The organism is Ruegeria sp. ABD4_443 (assembly GCF_056160865.1).
The window spans coordinates 194479-210960 of the sequence record NZ_JBSWYA010000004.1 but is presented as its reverse complement, the minus strand read 5'-3'; the positions used below and the strand labels follow the sequence as shown (position 1 = coordinate 210960).

17 protein-coding genes are annotated in these 16482 nt (G+C 62.4%); 8 read left to right on the top strand and 9 right to left on the bottom strand.

Annotation, left to right across the window (positions count from 1 at the left end):
• The 7 genes from ACXAG8_RS10015 to ACXAG8_RS09985 all read right to left on the bottom strand — a co-directional run bounded on the left by ACXAG8_RS10015 (nucleotide 1) and on the right by ACXAG8_RS09985 (nucleotide 8464).
• Entirely contained in the window at nucleotides 1-1305 is a 1305-nt protein-coding gene (locus ACXAG8_RS10015) for a M16 family metallopeptidase (RefSeq protein ID WP_475223724.1), read from the bottom strand.
• Nucleotides 1302-2642: a M16 family metallopeptidase gene (locus ACXAG8_RS10010; RefSeq protein ID WP_475223723.1), complete on the bottom strand. Its 1341-nt coding sequence runs from the start codon at nucleotides 2640-2642 to the stop codon at nucleotides 1302-1304. Before ACXAG8_RS10010 ends, ACXAG8_RS10015 begins: the two co-directional genes overlap by 4 nt.
• Before the next feature lie 80 nt (nucleotides 2643-2722).
• Nucleotides 2723-3238 (bottom strand): DUF3035 domain-containing protein, encoded by a 516-nt coding sequence (locus ACXAG8_RS10005; protein ID WP_475223722.1) that lies wholly within the window; start codon nucleotides 3236-3238, stop codon nucleotides 2723-2725.
• Nucleotides 3239-3288: 50 nt separating this feature from the next.
• Nucleotides 3289-3765, bottom strand: a complete 477-nt coding sequence (gene lspA / locus ACXAG8_RS10000; protein ID WP_475223721.1) for a signal peptidase II — start codon at nucleotides 3763-3765, stop codon at nucleotides 3289-3291.
• Nucleotides 3765-5354 (bottom strand): bifunctional phosphoribosylaminoimidazolecarboxamide formyltransferase/IMP cyclohydrolase, encoded by a 1590-nt coding sequence (purH, locus tag ACXAG8_RS09995; RefSeq protein WP_475223720.1) that lies wholly within the window; start codon nucleotides 5352-5354, stop codon nucleotides 3765-3767. The genes lspA and purH overlap by 1 nt, the downstream gene beginning before the upstream one ends.
• A gap of 22 nt (nucleotides 5355-5376) precedes the next feature.
• Nucleotides 5377-7116 (bottom strand): heparinase II/III family protein, encoded by a 1740-nt coding sequence (locus tag ACXAG8_RS09990; RefSeq protein WP_475223719.1) that lies wholly within the window; start codon nucleotides 7114-7116, stop codon nucleotides 5377-5379.
• Between the two features lie 88 nt (nucleotides 7117-7204).
• On the bottom strand, nucleotides 7205-8464 hold the full coding sequence (locus ACXAG8_RS09985) for an RsmB/NOP family class I SAM-dependent RNA methyltransferase (RefSeq protein ID WP_475223718.1): 1260 nt from the start codon (nucleotides 8462-8464) through the stop codon (nucleotides 7205-7207).
• A gap of 89 nt (nucleotides 8465-8553) precedes the next feature.
• Here ACXAG8_RS09985 and ACXAG8_RS09980 point away from each other — a divergent pair, with 89 nt between their 5' ends.
• On the top strand, nucleotides 8554-8736 hold the full coding sequence (locus ACXAG8_RS09980; RefSeq protein ID WP_475223717.1) for a DUF1674 domain-containing protein: 183 nt from the start codon (nucleotides 8554-8556) through the stop codon (nucleotides 8734-8736).
• A gap of 35 nt (nucleotides 8737-8771) precedes the next feature.
• Here ACXAG8_RS09980 and dapB read toward each other — a convergent pair whose 3' ends face one another.
• The gene (gene dapB / locus ACXAG8_RS09975; RefSeq protein ID WP_475223716.1) at nucleotides 8772-9581 is read right to left on the bottom strand and encodes a 4-hydroxy-tetrahydrodipicolinate reductase; all 810 of its coding nucleotides are present in this window, start codon (nucleotides 9579-9581) and stop codon (nucleotides 8772-8774) included.
• Nucleotides 9582-9683: 102 nt separating this feature from the next.
• Between dapB and rbfA the strand changes: the two genes are divergently transcribed.
• The 7 genes from rbfA to ACXAG8_RS09940 all read left to right on the top strand — a co-directional run bounded on the left by rbfA (nucleotide 9684) and on the right by ACXAG8_RS09940 (nucleotide 15704).
• Entirely contained in the window at nucleotides 9684-10079 is a 396-nt protein-coding gene (rbfA, locus tag ACXAG8_RS09970; RefSeq protein WP_475223715.1) for a 30S ribosome-binding factor RbfA, read from the top strand.
• Nucleotides 10076-10819, top strand: a complete 744-nt coding sequence (locus tag ACXAG8_RS09965; protein ID WP_475223714.1) for a phosphodiester glycosidase family protein — start codon at nucleotides 10076-10078, stop codon at nucleotides 10817-10819. Before rbfA ends, ACXAG8_RS09965 begins: the two co-directional genes overlap by 4 nt.
• A gap of 54 nt (nucleotides 10820-10873) precedes the next feature.
• A complete protein-coding gene (gene truB / locus ACXAG8_RS09960; protein WP_475223713.1) occupies nucleotides 10874-11779 on the top strand; it encodes a tRNA pseudouridine(55) synthase TruB in 906 nt (301 codons plus the stop codon).
• Between the two features lie 21 nt (nucleotides 11780-11800).
• A complete protein-coding gene (locus ACXAG8_RS09955) occupies nucleotides 11801-12304 on the top strand; it encodes a DUF1643 domain-containing protein (protein ID WP_475223712.1) in 504 nt (167 codons plus the stop codon).
• 94 nt (nucleotides 12305-12398) lie between these two features.
• Nucleotides 12399-13448, top strand: coding sequence for a calcium-binding protein (locus ACXAG8_RS09950; protein ID WP_475223711.1), 1050 nt, complete (start codon nucleotides 12399-12401; stop codon nucleotides 13446-13448).
• Between the two features lie 146 nt (nucleotides 13449-13594).
• Entirely contained in the window at nucleotides 13595-13864 is a 270-nt protein-coding gene (rpsO, locus tag ACXAG8_RS09945; RefSeq protein WP_475224149.1) for a 30S ribosomal protein S15, read from the top strand.
• 373 nt (nucleotides 13865-14237) lie between these two features.
• Nucleotides 14238-15704 (top strand): uracil-xanthine permease family protein, encoded by a 1467-nt coding sequence (locus ACXAG8_RS09940; RefSeq protein WP_475223710.1) that lies wholly within the window; start codon nucleotides 14238-14240, stop codon nucleotides 15702-15704.
• A 124-nt stretch (nucleotides 15705-15828) separates the two neighbouring features.
• Here the strand turns inward: ACXAG8_RS09940 and ACXAG8_RS09935 are convergent, their stop codons facing one another.
• On the bottom strand, nucleotides 15829-16353 hold the full coding sequence (locus ACXAG8_RS09935; protein ID WP_475223709.1) for a fasciclin domain-containing protein: 525 nt from the start codon (nucleotides 16351-16353) through the stop codon (nucleotides 15829-15831).
• Nucleotides 16354-16482: the final 129 nt, after the last annotated feature.

Genomic DNA, 16482 nt, shown 5'->3' with positions numbered 1-16482 from the left:
TCAGCCGTCCAGGCCCACCGGCTTGCCCACCACGGTGAAATGCAGGCCCTCAGGGTTCAGCAATTCGGCGGCGACACGGTTCACATCGTCCAGCGTAACGGCATTCACCTTGTCATTGCGGGTCGCGATATAGTCGATCGGCAGGCCCTGCATCTGCATCCCGACCATGATCCCGGCAATCTGGCCATTGCCATCAAACCGCAGCGGATAGGCACCGGTCAGATAGGTCTTGGCGTCGTCCAGTTCTTTCTGGGTGACCCCTTCGGCCGCTGCGCGCGCCCATTCGGCGCGGATTACCTCGATGGCTTCGGCGATGCGGTCATTGGCCGATGACACCGACCCCAGATAGACCGAGGCCAGATCCTTGGGCACAAGATAGGAATAGACCCCATAGGTCAGCCCGCGTTTTTCGCGCACCTCCTGCATCAGACGGCTTTCGAAACCGCCCCCGCCCAGGATGTGGTTCAGGATATAGGCCGCAAAGAAATCGGGGTCATCCCGATCGATCCCTTTCTGGGCAAACAGGGCCACCGATTGCGGGGTGTCAAAATCGACCACGGTAATGCCGCCGGGGATATCGACGCGGGCCTTGCCCGGAATCGCCTTGCCCGTTTCCGGAAGGTCGGCAAGCAGGCTGTCCAGCAATGCACCCAACTCTTCCGAGGTGATGTCGCCCACGGCGGCCACATACAGCCGGTCCAGTGCAAACACTCCGTCATAGGCGCGCGTCACGTCATCCCGTGTCAGGGCCGAAACGCTTTCGATCGTGCCCTTGCCGTCGCTGCCATAGGGATGGTCGCCATAGGCCATTGCCGAAAAACTCTGGCTTGCGATGTCATTGGGGTCGGTCTGGTCCGATTTCAGACCCGACAATATCTGGCCCTTTACCCGTTCGATCGCGTCCGGGTCAAAGCGCGGCTCGTGGATCGTTGTCCGCAGCAGATCGACAACCGCCTCGCGGTTTTCGGTCAGAAACTGCGCCGAGATCGACACCGTGTCGTCGCCCGCATTGTACCCGATCGACGCCGCCAGCGATTCCAGTTCGCGCGCATAGGTGCGGGCATCCATGTCCCCGGCCCCTTCTTCGATCAGCCCGCTCATCAGGTAAACCGCGCCGCGGCTGTCGGGATCATCCAGCGAGGTGCCGCCCCGGAACCGAAGTTCAAGCGCGGTAAAGGGGATCGAATGATCTTCGACCAGCCACGCCTTGATCCCGCTTTCCGAGGTCACTTCCTGGATATCAATCTCGGCCCATGCCGGCAGCGCCAGAACGCAGGCGATCAAGGTTGCGAAAAGGGTCTTCATTGCGTCACCTCATCGTCGCGCATCAACCAGCCCGTGACCGAGGTTTCGGGCTGCAGAACCTCGCGGGCGGCCGCGATGATTTCATCCGCGGTCACCGCTTGCAGTATGTCGGGCCAAGCCTGCACATCCTGGACGGTCAGGCCGCTGGTCAGGGCGCGGCCATAGCGGTTGCCGATCCCGTCGACATTGTCGCGCGCATAGACCTGGGATGCCCTGAGTTGCATCTTGATCCGCTCCAGATCGTCGGGGTTCACGCCTTCGGCAACAAAGTCGGCAACCGTCTGGTCCATGGCATCTTCGGCCTCTTGCAGCGAAACGCCCTGAGTGGGAACGACGATCAGATCAAAGGTCGTGTCATCCAGCGATACACCGCGATAAAACGCACCGGCATAGACCGCCAATTCCTGTTCAAGCTGAAGTTTCTCGTTCATGTAGGAGGTGGTGCTGCCCCCCAAAAGCTCGGCCAGCAGAAACAGCGCGGCGGCTTTCTCCTGGGCGCCGGGGTCCCGTTCCGGTGCCAGATAGCTGCGTTGAACATAAGGCTGCGCCACGCGCGGGTCCTTGAAGGTCAGCCGGCGTGCGGCGGTTTGCGGCGGCTCTTGTGAACGGACACGTTCCGGCAGGTTCTCATTGGCGGGAAGCACGCCGTAATATTCTTCGGCCAGGTCGCGGACCTCGGCGGGGTCGACATCGCCTGTCACCACGAGGATCGCGTTATTGGGCGCGTAATGCGTCTGGTAAAAGGACAGGGCGTCGTCCATGTCCAGCGTTTCCATTTCATGCATCCAGCCGATGACCGGAACGCCGTAGCGGTGGTTGAGGTATTGCGCCGCGCTCATCTGTTCGCCGAACAGGGCGCGCGGGTTGTTTTCGGTGCGCTGGTTGCGTTCTTCCAGAATGACGTCCCGCTCGGTCGCGATGTCTTTTTCCGTCAGGCGCAGGTTGCGCATCCGGTCGGATTCCATCTGCATCATCAATGCAAGGCGGTCCGCCGCGACACGCTGAAAATACGCGGTATAGTCATAAGAGGTGAACGCGTTGTCGTTCCCGCCATTGGCGGCGACGGTCGCCGACAGCTCTCCCGGCGCGAGGGTATCGGTGCCCTTGAACAGCAAATGCTCAAGGAAATGGGCCACGCCCGACGATCCGATCGGTTCGTCCGCCGACCCGGCCCGGTACCAGACCATATGCTGGACCACCGGGGCGCGATGATCTTCGACCACCACGACATCCATTCCGTTGTCCAGCGTAAAGGTCGTGACGGCCTCGTGCCCGTCTTCTGCCAAAAGCGGGGTCGCGGCCATCAGGGCGGCCGTCAACGCCAGTGCCCGAACCATGGGGCATCCTCCGTATCGTTTCTGTGTCCAAACTACGGCGGCACCCGGCATCTTCAAGGGAAATGACGGAAAGTTAAGAATTATTCATCCGGCGGCGAGGATGGTGTTTCGTACCCCTGACGCCGAAAGGCTTCGGTCTGCTGATAGGGGTCGATTGCCTGGCGGCTGTAGGCCTGTGCGTAACGGTCCACCGGGAACAGGCGCAACCGTGTCCAGCGGCCCTGGCGCTTGCGGTATTCCGCATCCTCCTGCGCGACGACCTGGCGGGTATTGGACGGCACGCCATAGCGGCTGGACGCCGTCACAAGCGCCGCATCCGAGGACGGAACGGCCGCATTGGGATTCAGGGCCGTCGAATTGCCGCCCAGGGCAACAACCGCATCGGCGATCGGGTTGGGATCCGTCAGATTTGCGCCACCGGGTGTCGGGGCAGGCAGGAACGCATAATCCTGGGGCTGCGTCAAAGGCTTGACCGGCAGTACCGAGAACTCGTCCGGGCCGGGTCCGGGCGGTTCAAGATTGCGCAGCCCGATATCGGAACACCCCGCAGCCGCAACCACGAATGTCAAAGCAATGATGGAACGCGGCATCCGCATGGGTGTCTCCAGCCTGTTTCAGGCGCTTTTATCGCATATCGCCGGGCGCGTCACGAGTGCTTTTTGCCATCGAACAGCACCAGCCCCAACGCCCCGGCAAAGATGAACACATCCGCAAGGTTGAAAACAAACGGATTATCGATGCCGCAACAGGACATGTTCAGAAAATCAAGCACATATCCATAAAGCAGCCGGTCGATGACATTGCCAAGCGCGCCACCGATCAAAAGCCCGCCGCAAAACAACATGAATGCGGTCGGCGTCGTGCGGCGCAGCCAGACAAGGACGCCGATGCAAATGGCAACAGACACCGCGATCAACACCCACCGTGCGGCCTCGGTATTGCCTTGCAGGAGGCCAAAGTTGATGCCCCGGTTTTCGCCATACTTAAACACGACCAGCGGCGGCAGGATGTCGATACCGCCCGGCTGTTCGGCCACGCGCATGACATGGACGACCAGGTACTTGCTGACCTGATCGACCAGAAACGCGGCCAGCCCGGCCAGGAATAGCAGCCGATACCGCATCAGTGACGGAAATGCCGCATACCGGTAAAGACCATGGCAAGACCCGCCTCGTCCGCAGCCGCGATCACCTCCTCATCGCGCATCGAACCGCCCGGCTGGATCACGCAGGTCGCACCGGCCTGCGCCGCTTCCATCAGGCCGTCAGGAAAGGGGAAAAACGCGTCCGAAGCCACCGCCGACCCGATGGTCAGAGGCTGCGGCAGGCCCAGTACATCGGCCATGCGTTCTGCCTTTTTCGCGGCGATCAACGCCGAATCGACCCGGCTCATCTGGCCCGCGCCGACACCGACGGTCGCGCCGTCTTTGACATAGACGATGGCGTTGGACTTGACGTGTTTGGCGACTTTCCAGGCAAACAGAAGGTCGCGCATCTGTTCCTCGGTCGGGGCCTTCTTGGTGACAACCTTCAGGTCATCCATTCCGACAAAGCCGTTATCCTTGTCCTGCACCAGCAGGCCACCGGCCACCTGGCGCACGGTCTTGCCGCCGGCGGTCACGTCCGGCAGACCTTCGGTGGTCAGCAGGCGCAGGTTTTTCTTGGCGGCAAAGATCGCCTTGGCCTCATCCGAGGCACCGGGGGCAATGACGACCTCGGTAAAGATGCCGGTGATTTCCTGCGCGGTTGCGGCATCCAGCGGCTGGTTCAGGGCGACGATCCCGCCAAAGGCCGATGTACGGTCGCAGTCAAACGCCGCCTTGTAAGCATCCAGCAAGGTCGCACCCGTGGCGACACCGCAGGGATTGGCGTGTTTGATGATCGCGCAGGCCGACGTATCGGCCGGGTCGAACTCGGCAACCAGTTCAAAGGCGGCATCAGTGTCGTTGATATTGTTATAGCTCAGCTCTTTGCCCTGATGCTGAACAGCGGTGGCAACGCCGGGACGGCCAGTGCCATCGGTATAAAACGCCGCCTGCTGGTGGCTGTTTTCGCCATAGCGCAGGGTTTGTTTCAGCTCTCCGGCAAAGGCACGGCGGCGCGGGGCCTGCGCGGCAAGCGCATCGGCCATCCAGTTCGACACGGCCGCATCATAGGCTGCGGTGCGGGCATAGGCCGTCTGCGCCAGACCCTGACGGAACGCGTAAGAGGTCTGACCGTCATTGGCCGCCAGTTCCGCCAGCAGCGCGTCATAATCCTGAACATCCACAACGACGTTGACAAAGGCGTGGTTCTTGGACGCCGCGCGGATCATCGCCGGGCCGCCGATATCAATATTCTCGATGCAGGTGTCATAGTCGGCACCCTTGGCCACGGTCGCCTCGAACGGATAAAGGTTCACGACCAGTAGGTCGATCGCACCGATGCCATGTTCATCCATTGCCGCGACGTGGCTGTCATTGTCGCGCAGCGCCAGAAGGCCGCCATGTACCATCGGGTGCAGGGTCTTGACCCGACCATCCATCATCTCGGGGAAACCGGTGATCTCGCTGACGTCTCGAACCTCAAGCCCCGCATCACGCAGTGCCTTTGCGGTTCCGCCGGTCGACAACAGCTCGACCCCGCGCTCGGCCAGCGCCTTTCCCAGTTCGGTCAGCCCGGTCTTGTCGGAAACGGAAAGCAACGCGCGGCGCACGGGGTGAAGGTCGGTCATGGGTCCAAAGGTCCTTTTGGCGTCAGTCGAATTCGGGTTCGTCCCGGTGCAGGTCGCGCACGGCATAGGCTGTATCCTGAGCCTTGCTGAGCGTCCACCGGATGCGCGTCGCATACTCTATTGCGCGCCCGGATAGAACGATCTGTTTTGTCGCGCGGGGCTTCAAACGGCCTCTTTCAAGGTAAACACTTGGTTCAAGTGACAATTTTCCCGCCCCGTCATGGCGGAACACCCAGATCTCCCCGCTTTTCAGAGCCATCGAGACCGCTGCGCCGCCCAAATCAAGGGCCGCATCCACGTCGGGATGCAGATGAAAACGGATATCGAATCCGACCCCGGACAGGCCGGTCGCATCGACGGCGCGGTCAAACTGGCGCTTTGCCATGTCGTTGGCGGTCAACAGAATATCCTCGCCGGTCAGGTCGCGCCCGTCGAACCGTAATTCAAGCGTTCGCGCATGGGTCAGGCCGAACACGCGCGCATATCCGTCATGCCCGGCAAGGAAACGCGTCCCTTCAACGATATTCTCGAACTCGGCCGGAACCTCCTTTGGCGCATCGACCAGGGGTTCGTTCGTGGTTCCGCTGATGGGCGCCGACAGGCGGGCGCTGGAATAGCCCTCGACGCATAACGTCGAATGGGACGGGGTGGCGCGCCCGGCGCGACGCCATTCCAGACCAAAGCTGTCGCCCGACCCGCAATTGACAATCAGCGGCCTGCGCCCCGATGTAAGCTCAAACGCCAGCGTCGAGGCATGCGCGTTATATGACGCCGCACCTTTGGGTGGGGCGCTGGCATCGACGATCACGGTGGTGCGCGCCGCCGAAAGCCGTGCATAGCCCATCGCCAGCCCGCTGGCGGGCTGCGGTTTGACCCCGCTTTGGGCCAGTGCCTGCTCCAACCGGCCCTCCAATCCGCGGCCGCCACCGTGGAACCGCGTCAACGCCCCGTCCGCGTGCCGCAGGCTGCGCAAAGTGGGGGCAATCCGCTTGATCGCCGCGGTCTGTGCAGCAGGCGTGCCGCGCCCGACCTGGTGCAAGGCGGCGGATGTCCAGGTCAACAGGGTAAAGACCTCAAGCAGCTCTTCGGGGTTGCGGGTGGCTATGCCACCCTCAGTACCGATCTGGCGTTCGCATTCCCGTGCCAGCGCCCGCAGTGCCGGGTCTGACAGGGCTTCCTGCCCTTCCAGCGCCAGCCCGGCCTGAACCAGGCCGGCAAGCGCCTCGAACCGGGGCAGGCCCGGTGTCGCCGCCTGCCAGCGCTTGGACAGGAACCAGGTCTGCTGCGCAAGCGCGCGGAAAAACATCTGGCTGCGTGTTTCGTCGGCGCCGCGCAACAGGAACAGCGCGTGATTGATCCACCGCAGGACACGGCGGCCGGTCACGTCCGGGGCCCACCCCGGCCCCTGCCCCTTGCCATGGGCCTCGATCCACCCCCAGACCCAGCGCTGGGCCTTTTCCCGCGCGCGCGCATCGCCGACCGCGGCCAGGTCGTCCAGCCAGGCAAAACCGTGCCTTTCATCGTCAAAGGCCGCGTTCGGCGCGGCAACATCCCACAGGTCCGTGTCCTGTGCCTCGACCAGGAACCCCGCGAACAGAAGGTTGCCCGCAACCAGTTGCCGCCCGCGCGCGAAAGAGCCCACAGTTCGCGGCTCGGGCTGTCCGGCAAAGCCCCGCGCCGCCTTGCGGCGTTGACTCAGCCGCGCGTAAAGGCGGTTCTGAAACCGCATCCATCGCATGGCCATGGTGTCCGAATTCGACATGACGCTCGTTACTCTGCCCCTAACGCTCTGCTGGCGCTTGACCAAATGATAGACCGGCCCGATCGTCAAGTCATCGAAAAGCGTGCCTTCAGGCCGATTTGTTGAGGCAGGCGATGTAAAAACCATCCATGCCGCCATGCTCGGCCCAGAAATCGGGACGCAGCCGCAGCCCCCCTTCGGAAGTGATCCAGCCCGTGTCCACACCGGCCACGTTCAGGGCGGCACGATCGACCTGCATATCCGGGTGCTGCTGCACCGCCTCTTCGATCTGAACCTCGCCTTCGTCGGGCAACAGCGAACAGGTGCAATAGACAAGGCGCCCGCCGGGGCGGAGCAAGGTCCAGGCATGGGCCAGCATCTGCGATTGCAGCTCGATCAGCGCGCCAAATTCTGATCCGTCCTTGGCAAAGGGCAAATCGGGGTGACGCCGGATCGTTCCCGTGGCCGAACAGGGCGCATCCAGCAGGATCGCGTCATATAAGCCGTCAAGCTCCAACGCGTCCGACGCGACCACCTTCGCCTGCAATCCGGTACGGCCAAGATTCTCGTGCACCTTGGCCAACCGGGTTTCCGAGATATCAACGGCCGTCACATCGGCCCCTGCCGCCGCCAGTTGCAGCGTCTTTCCGCCGGGGGCTGCACACAGGTCAAGGACCGCCTCGCCGGGCTTTGGGGCCAGAACCCGCGCCGGCAAAGCCGCCGCCGCGTCCTGAACCCACCAGTCACCGGCCGTGTAACCCGGCAGGGCCGAGACCTGCCCGGCGCCCTGTACCCGCACCGACCCGGTCGGCAACAGGTTGCCCGCAGGCCCTTCGCATCCCGGTTTCAGCGTCAGATCAAGCGGCGCGCCAGTGAAATGCGCCTGCTCCATCCCAGCCACCGCCTGGTCGCCCCACGCGGCCACCAGGGGGTCGCGCAACCAGGCAGGCAGGCGTGGCACTCGCATCTTTGGCCATGCATCCGGCCCTTCGGCGGCAACCTTGCGCAACACCGCATTCACCAACCCCTTGAGCCGCCCATGCTTGCGCGACCGCCCGATGATCTCGACCATCGCGTTGACCACGCCATGCGCCGCCTCGCCGTTGCACAGCTCGACCGTGCCCAGTCTCAGGGCGTTGTGAACCATCAGGGCCGGGGTCTGGCGCAGGTGATTGTCAAGCAGCCGGTCGGCGCGTTCCAGCCCGCGCAAAGTCTCGACCGTCAGGCGTTGCGCCCGGGCGCGATCCTCGGGGCCCAGCCGATCCAGTGCGCCTGCGGCCAGGCATTCGGGCAGCAAACGCCCCTCGCCCAGAATCTGATCCAGCAGATAGATTGCGCTGCGCCGCGCTGCTGTTGCGCTGTCGGACATGATATTGCCTCTGATGTGACCCGTGCCCGCATTGCCTTGCGCGGACGGGGGCGTATATCAAGGGCACGGACGGAAAGGAACCCGATGTCATGAGTGACGAGCACAAAGACCTGCCCCCCGCCGCACAGCGGGCCCTGGCCGAAGCCGCCGAGCGTCGCCGCAAGGCGCAGGCCGAGGCGAAAGAGCCGCCCAAGGAACTGGGCGGTCGCGACGGTCCTGATCCTGCCCGCTATGGCGATTGGGAAAAGAAGGGAATCGCGATCGACTTTTGATCATCGCGACGGGTCAACAAAGACCCGGTAAGCCATCACAGGCCCAGAACATCCACCATGTCGTACTGACCGGGCGATTTGCCCTGCCCCCACAGCGCGGCCTTCAGCGCACCGCGGGCAAAGATGGCGCGATCCGTGGCCAGGTGGCGCAGGACGATGCGCTCTCCTGGTGCGGCGAACAGGACGTCATGTTCGCCCACGATGTCGCCGCCGCGAATGGCGTGGAACCCGATGTCGCCCCGCTTGCGCGCGCCGGTGATCCCGTCGCGGCCCCGGTCGGCCACATCCGCCAGCTTGACCCCGCGGCCTTCGGCGGCGGCCTCACCCAGCATCAGCGCGGTGCCCGAGGGCGCATCGACCTTGTGGTGATGGTGGCCTTCGATCACTTCGATGTCGAAATCCTCATCCAGCGCGGCGGCGACCTTTTTGGTCAGTTGCACCAGCAGGTTGACACCAAGGCTCATGTTCCCGGCCCGCACGATCACCGCATGGCGTGCGGCGGGTTCCAGCGCGGCGATCTGTTGGTCGGTCATGCCGGTGGTGCCGATCACATGCACACAGCGCGCCTGTGCGGCCAAGGCGGCGAATTCCAGCGTTGCCTCGGGCGCGGTGAAGTCGATCACCGCCTGCGCCTGCGCGAACGCCTCAAGCGGATCGTCGGTGACGGCAACGCCCAGCGCCTGACCGCCCATCGCCGTGCCCACATCCTGACCGATCCAGTCGTGGCCCGCACGTTCGACCACACCAACCAGCCGCGCCTGATCGCTGTCGGTGACGGTCTTGATCAGCATCTGCCCCATACGGCCCGAAGCCCCTGTGATGACAATCCCGGGAATATGGGTCATTGCGCTGATCCTTTCGCATTGGTTGGGCCATGGTCGGCTCAAAGCCTCCTACCCCGTTCGCGCCCGCTTGGCAAAGCCCTGCTTTGCGCTTAGATCGGGGTCATGGCAAAGAACAAATTCCACGATGGCCCCGGCCCGTCCCAACGACAACTGCGTGTCGGCGAACTGATCCGCCGCACCCTGTCCGAGGTTCTGGCGCGCGGCGATGTCCACGACCCCGACCTGAACCGCATGTCGATCACCGTAGGCGAGGTCCGCACCTCGCCCGATCTCAAGATCGCCACCGCCTATGTGCTGCCTTTGGGCGGCAAGGGGCAAGAGGACGTGATCGCGCTGCTGGCCCGCAACAAGGGCGAGTTGCGGCGCGCGGTCGGCAAGAAAGTCGGTTTGAAATTCTCGCCCGATCTGCGATTCCGCCTGGACGACACGTTTGACCGTCTGGACGACACCCGCCGCATGTTCGATCAGGACGCGGTGCGCCGCGATCTGGACGAGTGATCCGCATATTGACCATCTTGGGCGCGGCCCTTTGGGCGGCGCAAGCCTCTGCGGTCACCTGCGAAAAGCTGACCCATGAGGACAAGCGGTACACCATCTGCAAGGTGGATGCCGCCAACGAAGACCTGCGCCTGTTTCTGAATGATGCAAACGGCGAATTGCTGGGCCACTTTTCCTCGGTGAACGAGGCGCTGGCCCCTGGCGGAAAGCGTCTGGCCTTTGCGATGAATGCGGGCATGTATCACGACGACCGCTCGCCGGTTGGGCACTATGTCGAAGAGGGGCACGAGCAGATGCGCGTGATACCCAACGCCGGTCCGGGCAATTTCGGACTGCTGCCCAACGGCATATTCTGCATCCGCGACGGACGGGCGGACGTGTTTGAAACGCTCGATTATGTTGATCAGGCCCCCGACTGCCGGTTTGCCACCCAATCCGGCCCGATGCTGGTGATCGGGGGCGAGCTGCACCCGCGATTCCTGCCCGATTCGACCTCGCATTACGTACGTAACGGGGTTGGCACCAGCGCCGACGGCACGCGCGCGGTATTCGCGATCTCGGACGACTACGTCACCTTTCACGAATTCGGCAGCTTGTTTCGCGATGTTCTGGGCACCCCGAACGCGCTGTTCTTCGATGGCAATATCTCTCGTATGTATGAACGCGCCAGCAACCGGTCTGATGTCGGGTTCTCGCTGGGCCCGATCGTGGGCGTGGTCGAGGATATACCCGCAAATTGACAGCCTCCACGCGATCGGCTAGGCCGCGCGCCTTAGCAAAAGGCAAGGTGCAAGATGGGACGCAAACGCAAGGGCCGCGATATCTCGGGCTGGCTGGTGGTGGACAAGCCCGCGGGCATGACCTCGACGTCAGTGGTCAACAAGGTGCGTTGGGCGATGGACGCCAAGAAAGCGGGCCATGCGGGCACCCTGGACCCCGAGGCGACCGGTGTCCTGGCCGTGGCTCTGGGCGAGGCGACCAAGACCGTTCCCTACATCACCGACGCGCTCAAGGCCTATACGTTTACCGTGCGTTTGGGACAGGCCACCAATACCGACGATGCCGAGGGTGAGGTGATTGCGCAAAGCGATGCGCGCCCCTCGGATGACGAGATCAAACAGGCGCTTGCCCCGTTTCTGGGCGACATCATGCAGGTGCCACCCAAGTTTTCCGCCGTGAAGATTGACGGGCAACGCGCCTATAAGCTGGCCCGCGATGGCGAGGAGGTAGAGCTGTCGGCCCGGCCCCTGTGGGTTGAGGAACTGATCCTCGTCGACCGCCCCGACGCCGACCATGTCGTGCTGGAGATGACCTGTGGCAAGGGCGGCTATGTGCGGTCCATCGCGCGCGATCTGGGCGCGGCACTGGGCTGCCACGGCCACGTAAAGGAACTGCGCCGCATCTGGTCCGGCCCGTTCGAGGCCGAGGACGGGCTGTCCATCGAACAGATCGACGAGATGGCCAAGACCACCGCACTGGACGAGTATCTGCACCCGCTGGAAACCGGCCTGTCGGACCTGCCCGAACTGAAATGCACCCCCGAAGGCGCGACCCGCCTGCGCAATGGCAATCCGGGCATGGTGCTGGCCAGCGACGTCGAATACGGGGACGAGGCCTGGGCCTCGCTCGACGGCAGGGCCGTGGCGGTGGGCATCTACAAATCCGGCGAGCTGCATCCCAGCCGGGTGTTCGTCACCTGAGCCCTGTGCTAGGCGAAGGGCATGATCACCCGAACGCATACCAAGGGCGATGCGCCCTCGACCGCCGTCTATTCCGATTGCGAGAAATACCGCTATAGCCTGACCCGCGTGTGGGATCCGGCGGGGCGCAAGGCTCTGTTTGTGATGCTGAACCCGTCAACCGCGACCGAGGTGCAGAACGACCCGACGGTGGAACGCTGCGAACGCCGCGCGCGGGCCTTGGGGTTCGGCGCGTTTCAGGTGACCAACATCTTTGCCTGGCGCGACACCGACCCGCGCAAGATGCGCGCCGCCGCTGATCCGGTGGGGCCCGCGAACGACGCCGCCATTCTGGATGGCGTGCAATGGGCCGATCAGGTGATCGCGGCGTGGGGGGCACATGGCTCGCATCTGAACCGAGGGCCAGCGGTCGAGGCCTTGCTGCGCGGCACAGGTCAACCGCTGTACCATCTGGGGCTGACCAAGGCCGGGCACCCCAAACACCCCCTGTACATCGCCTATACCCAGCAACCTGAATCCTGGTGACAAAAGGTTAACCACGGACTCAAGGACCCTTTGACCAACCGGTTGAACTCATGGAACAATTCCTTTGGGGCATTGCGCCCCGCGGAGAGGTGACATGTTTCTTATCGGATTGTTCAGCCTGGCAGCCGTCGGGGGCGCGGCCTACGCAATCAGCGACGTTTTCGACACGGATACGGACGAGGACACGGATGAGGACGTGACCGAGGGTATGCAAGAAAACGATACCGCCCCTGAAGAATCGGCAGGTGACACCGAACCCGACCTTCTGACCCCGGCCGAAGACACCGAAACCCCGGCTTTTCAGGACCAGGCGCATCCCTCAACCGGGACGGTTTTGTCCAACCATGGCGGCAACCAGGTGATCGCCGGAACCGATGGCCAGGACGCGTTGACCGGTCAGGACGGGCATGACCAGATCAACGGCTATGGCGGAAACGACAGCATCTTGGGCGGCGCGGGGAACGATGTGCTGTATGGCGGCGACGGCGCGGATTATATGGCGGGCAATGGCGGCGACGACATTCTGCACGGCGAAGCAGGCGATGACCGGCTGGACGGGGCCGCCGGTGCGGACGCGCTGTATGGCCATTTCGGTCAGGATCACCTGAATGGCGGCGATGGCGCGGACAGGCTGTATGGCGGACAAGGCCAAGACCTGTTGTCGGGCGGTGCAGGCGATGACGCCCTGCATGGCGGATACGGCAATGACCGGCTGTCGGGCGGCGCGGGCCAGGATGTGATGTTTGGCGGATATGGCAACGACGTGCTGAGCGGTGACGACGGCGATGGCCAGACAGCAGCGGACTTTCTGAATGGCGGCGCCGGGAATGACACGATTTTGGCCGATGGCGGCGATATCGTAACCGGCGGGGACGGGCAGGACGAAATCCTATTGGACCCCGCCCCCGATGACGAAGCCGTAACCGTCATGGATTTTCAGCCCGGTCAGGACAAACTGCTGATCTCGTGGGAGGGGCAGGAGAACCCGGATATCCACCTGCAGCAGGATGCGGAAAACGAACGCCTGACCAACGTCCTGATCAATGGCCAGAACGTTGCGCAATTGCTTGGCGCTGGCGGTATCACCCTGGCGGACATCGAACTTGTTTCCGAAGACGAACTGACGCGGTTCAACACCGCCTGACGCGCGGCAAATACCCTTTGCCATTTGCCCAAAATGCGCCTATACGCGCCCATCTGCATCGGAATCGGTGCGGTTTTCTCCATGGGCCTGTGCTGGACGACATCCCGGCCTGCGCCATCAACTCTAACCTGTCAAAGGAGACCCCGATGTCGATTACTGCCGCTGAAAAAGCACGCGTCATGAAAGAATACGGCACCAAGGACGGCGACACCGGTTCGCCAGAAGTCCAGGTTGCCATCCTGACCTCGCGCATCAACACCCTGACCGAGCACTTCAAGACCCACAAAAAAGACAACCACGGTCGTCGCGGTCTGCTGAAGATGGTCGCCCAGCGTCGTAAGCTGCTGGACTACCTGAAGGGCAAGGAAGAAGCACGCTATCAGGACCTGATCAAAAAGCTGGGCATCCGCCGCTAAGCGCGGAACAGGCTTTTTGCACAGTTTGAACGCCCGCAGTCCTGCGGGCGTTTTTTTGGGCGGGGCAGATTTTGCACCCTTCGCACCGCCGATACCAAAGCCCCAATTCCCGCCCTGCCCCCTGCGACCCGCAGCAATGGGTTTCACGCGGCGTCCTCCTGAATTGATGCAGTTTCAAAAGACCTTTTGAGTTTTTTTGATAATCGCTGCCGCTTTTGTGATCTAGCAATAGGTAGCTTTGAACAGGCGCTGGTTTGATGCTCAAAAATTAGGTCGGGTCCCAGAAAAACCCGACCTGCGGGGCCTTACGTCCAGCCTGAGGTTTCCAATGCCCGGTCAAAGTCTGCAACAGTGGATCGACAGGAGAGATTTCATGACCGCATCATCCATTGGAACTCCGGAACAGCTCCGAGATCCGAATTATTTCCCGGCCATCTATCGCGCCGTTCCCCTTGGCATCCAGCATGTACTGGCGATGTTCGTTTCCAACGTGACCCCTGCGATTATCGTTGCCGGGGCGGCCGGTTTCGGGTTTGGGTCCAACAGCCCCGATTTTCCGGAATTGCTGTACCTGATCCAGATGTCGATGCTGTTTGCGGGCATCGCGACCCTGTTGCAAACGATAACAATTGGCCCGGTCGGCGCGGCCCTGCCCATCGTTCAGGGGACGTCATTTGCCTTTATTCCGATCATGATCCCGCTGGTTGCCGGCAAAGGCGTGGATGGGCTTGCCGCCCTTTTCGGAGGGGTGGTCATCGGCGGCCTGTTTCATGCCCTTCTCGGAACCGTTATCGGTAAGATCCGTTTTGCCCTTCCGCCGCTGGTCACCGGCCTTGTCGTCACCATGATCGGGCTGGCCTTGGTGAAGGTCGGCATCGAATATGCCGCCGGTGGTGTCCCGGCCAAGGCGTCGGGCGCTGAAAGCTATGGCTCGTTGTCCAGCTGGACCCCGGCCCTGATTGTCGTGTTCGTAACGCTCGGGCTCAAGTTCTTTGCGCGCGGCATGCTGTCGGTCTCGGCGGTTCTGATCGGCATTCTGGTTGGGTATGTCTATTGCATATTGGTGGGCAAACTCCCGGTCGCCGCGATCTCCGGCTCGTGGGAACGGTCAGCCGCTTTTGCGTTGCCAATGCCGTTCAAATACGGGTTTGAATTTTCGATCGCAGCGGTGATCGGCTTTTGCCTGATGGCATTCGTATCCGCCGTCGAAACCGTCGGCGACGTATCCGGGATAACAAAGGGCGGCGCCGGGCGTGAAGCAACCGACAAGGAAATCCAGGGCGCGACATTTGCCGACGGGTTCGGCACCGCCCTGGCTGGCGTCTTCGGCGGGTTTCCCAACACGTCCTTCAGCCAGAATGTCGGCCTGATCGCGATGACCGGCGTGATGAGCCGCCATGTCGTGACCATCGGTGCGATATTCCTGATCATCTGCGGCCTGGTGCCCAAAGTGGGCGGTATCATCCGCACCGTCCCGATCGAGGTGCTGGGCGGCGGGGTCATCGTCATGTTCGGCATGGTCGTGGCCGCCGGGGTTTCGATGCTGTCCGACGTGGTCTGGAACCGCCGGAACATGGTGATCTTCGCGGTCTCGCTTTCGATTGGGCTGGGCCTTCAGCTTGAGGTCATGAACGTCGCGCCCGGTTCGGCAAACGCCCTGCAGCACCTGCCCGACACGCTGCGGATTCTGGGCGCATCCGGGATTTTGCCGGCTGCCCTGATCGCCATTCTTCTGAACCTTATTCTGCCGGAAACACTGGCGGATGAGGCCACCGAAGAGGTCTCGGGCGGCATGGCCGGGCATGGTCAAGGCGAATTGGTCAAGGATGACCACGTCTAAGGCGCAATGCAAAATGCCGGGCCTTCTGATCATCACTGGAAGGCTTGGCAGACGCAGGCTCTCACCCCCTTTGCACAACGCGCCCCCGGACAATCCAGGGGCGCGTCACAGGCAAAGGGTCCCATCAGTGGCAAGCTGGCCGCGTGCCGGGCAAAAGCACCTTGTCGATGACGTGAATGACGCCGTTATCGGCCTGAATATCCGCAATGATGACATTGGCCATGCCACCGGTTCCATCCGCAATTTTCACCCCATCGGCTGATTTGGTGATGCACAGACGTTCCTCGGCCAGAACTGGCTTGAAATAGTTCGAACCGCTGGGAATGCCCGCTGCGGGCAGGTTGCGGTCGTCGACGTGATACAGCAACACGTTGGTTAGCTGGCCCTTGTTCTCGGGCTTCAGCAGGGTTTCAACGGTCCCCTCGGGCAGCGCCTCGAATGCGTCATTGACCGGCGCAAACACCGTAAAGGGGCCAGGTCCGGCAAGCGTATCAGCAAGGCCCGCAGCCGTTACCGCGGCGACCAGCGTCGAAAAGCGTTCATCGCCTGCCGCGATGTCGACGATCGTGTTTGCCGAGGATGCGGTTGCAGCCACCCCCATGCCCAGAACAAGTGCGATTTCTTTGATCGAAGCCACTTTGAAGGTCATAGTGCGTTCCTTTCCGTTTCGGGTTCATGTCGCGAGATTGCAACGATGCACTTGTCATGGTATGAAAAAGATGTTCCCTCAATGAAAACATGAGAAGAGGGAACAACATTTTCACCCTGTGAAAATGCG